The sequence below is a fragment of the Streptomyces sp. Ru73 genome (assembly GCF_002920575.1).
Lineage (GTDB): Bacteria > Actinomycetota > Actinomycetes > Streptomycetales > Streptomycetaceae > Streptomyces.
Genome location: NZ_PQSQ01000200.1, coordinates 1 through 2,479 on the forward strand (window position 1 = coordinate 1; position 2,479 = coordinate 2,479).

Below are 2,479 nucleotides of genomic sequence, written 5' to 3' on the forward strand. Positions count from 1 at the left end.
CGGCGGGCGCCTTCCTGCGGACCCGCCCCGACGAGCACGCGCAGCTGCTCGGCGTCACGGCCACCCTGGCCGCCTCGGGCCCGGCGGCCTACGGCGACCAGCCGCCGCAGTACGGCTGGCGGCGCGGCCCGGACGGGCGCGTCGACGGTGCGTACGTATGGACCCCGCCCCGCCCGCCGCTGCTCTCCCCCGATGCCCGACCGCGCCGCCGCCGACCTCCTGGCCCATCTCGCCGCCGGGCCGCAGCCGGTCGGCGGGGTCAACGGCACCCGGGCCGCCGCCGACGCCTTCACCGCCGCCTGGCAGCAGCGCACCGGCCGCGCCGCCCGGCTCCGTACCCACCTGACCCTCTACCGCCTGGCCGAGCTGACCCCGCCGGACCCGGCGCCCCGCGGCCGCGCCCGCACCGCCACCGCCGCCGACCGGGCGCTGCTGGTCGAGTGGTGGGGCGCGTTCGCCCGGGAGAGCGGCGGCGAGCCGCACGGGCACGCCCGCTCGGTCGACGACCGGCTCGGCTACGGCGGGCTCACGCTCTGGGAGGCAGGCGGCCGCCCCGCGGCCTTCGCCGGCGTCTCGCGGACGGCCGGCGGCATGGCCAAGATCGGCCCCGTCTACACCCCGCCCGAGCTGCGGGGCAACGGCTACGCAGCGGGCGCCACCGCCGCCGTCTCGCGCGGTGCGCTCGCGTCCGGCGCCGGGCAGGTGCTGCTCTTCGCCGACGCCGCGAACCGCACCAGCACCGCCCTGTACGAGCGGCTGGGCTACCGCCCGGTGGGTGAGCACCGCCGGTACGACTTCCCGCCCTCCCCCTGAGGAACCGGCGGCACATCCCGCTCGTTCCCGTCACGAGTTTCCCGGCGATCCAGGGGTACTCATCACCCGTCCGGCGGTACGCGGAATGCCCGGGCCGGTCGCGTCGTTGCCCGTTGCGGGTGATGGTGTTGTGTCCGGGCGGTGCGGCGCCGCGGCCGTCGCCGGCCGCCGGGCCCGCAGTTCCGCCGACCGTCCCGAACCTGGAGGTGTCGTGACCGCTTCCCGCTCTTGGCGCATGAGTTCCGGCTCGTGGCGCACCGCCGCTTTCGGCGCCGTGCCCACGGGAGAGCGTCTGGCCAGGATCCAGAGCTCGCCGCAGTTCGTGGACGGACAGTTCCGCAATCCGGTGGCCACCCGGCAGCTCCGGCAGGGCCAGACCCTGCCCATGGTCCGTACCCAGCTCAACAGGGACGGCAGGCTCCGCAGGGCACCCGTGGGCGAGGTGCCCGTGCACCGGCCGACCGCCGCCGACTGGGGCCGGCCGCCCGCCTCCGGGCTGCGCATCACCTGGATGGGCCATTCGAGCGTGCTTGCGGAGATCGACGGGCAGCGGGTGCTGTTCGACCCGGTCTGGGGCGAGCGCTGCTCGCCGTTCACCTGGGTCGGGCCCCGGCGGCTGCACCCGGTGCCGCTGCCCCTGTCCGAGCTGGCGCCGGTCGACGCCGTGGTCATCTCGCACGACCACTACGACCACCTCGACATGCCGACCGTCCAGCAGCTCATCGCCACCGGCACCGCCTTCGTCGTGCCGCTGGGCATCGGCGCCGACCTGGAGTACTGGGGCGTGCCGCCGGAGCGGATCACCGAGCTGGACTGGCACGAGTCGACCCGGGTGGGCGAGCTGACGCTGACCGCCACCCCGGCCCAGCACTTCTGCGGGCGCGGGCTGCGCGGACCGCAGCACACCCTGTGGGCGTCCTGGGTGGTCGCCGGGCCCGACCACCGGGTGTACCACAGCGGCGACACCGGCTACTTCAGCGGCTTCGCCGAGATCGGGCAGGCGCACGGCCCGTTCGACCTCACGATGATCCAGATCGGCGCGTACAGCGAGGAGTTCTGGCCCGACATCCACATGACGCCCGAGGAGGGCCTGCGGGCCCACCTCGACCTGGGCGGCGGCCACCCGGCGGGCGTCCTGCTGCCGATCCACTGGGGCACCTTCAACCTCGCGCCGCACCCGTGGGCGGAGCCCGCCGAGCGCACGGCGGCGGCCGCGATGGCGGCCGGCGCGAAGCTGGCGGCGCCGGTTCCCGGCAAGCCGTTCGAGCCGGCCGACGAGCTCACCGTGGAGCCGTGGTGGCGGGCCGTCGCCGTGCCGCCCGCGCACGGCTGGCCGTGCTGGCCGCCGAAGGGGCCCGCGGCGATGGCGAGCGGCGCGGGCGCAGCACCGGCCGCGGGGGAGTGACCGGCCCGGGGAAGCGTACGGCCGCCGGGACGTCACGTGACCGGCGGCCGCACCGGCCGCGCAACCGGAACGGGAAGGGAAGGAAATCCCGCCCGGCGAACGGGAGTTCGTAATCCCTCGCACTGCCGTACGAAGAACTGCCACTCAAGAAGGTGGCGCGGGGTAGCGAAACCCCGAAGTCCATCCGGTCGGCCCCACCGCAACAACTAGCGTGCGTGCTCCGCGAACCGCCGACGGCCGATCCGGAGGGCGCCGATGCCT

General features: G+C 75.9%; 2 protein-coding genes. Both read left to right on the forward strand.

The features are described from left to right. Positions 1-192 precede the first annotated feature (192 nt). Complete coding sequence (locus C3486_RS38670) at positions 193-813, forward strand: GNAT family N-acetyltransferase (RefSeq protein WP_308461296.1); 621 nt, start codon at positions 193-195, stop codon at positions 811-813. A 235-nt stretch (positions 814-1,048) separates the two neighbouring features. Continuing rightward, complete coding sequence (locus tag C3486_RS36485; RefSeq protein WP_103837124.1) at positions 1,049-2,218, forward strand: MBL fold metallo-hydrolase; 1,170 nt, start codon at positions 1,049-1,051, stop codon at positions 2,216-2,218. Positions 2,219-2,479 lie beyond the last annotated feature (261 nt).

What these genes read in the sequence shown, in the direction of transcription:
- C3486_RS38670 (WP_308461296.1), top strand. Translation starts at nt 193, where the DNA reads ATGCCCGACCGCGCCGCCGCCGACCTCCTGGCCCATCTCGCCGCCGGG.
- C3486_RS36485 (WP_103837124.1), top strand. Translation starts at nt 1,049, where the DNA reads ATGAGTTCCGGCTCGTGGCGCACCGCCGCTTTCGGCGCCGTGCCCACG.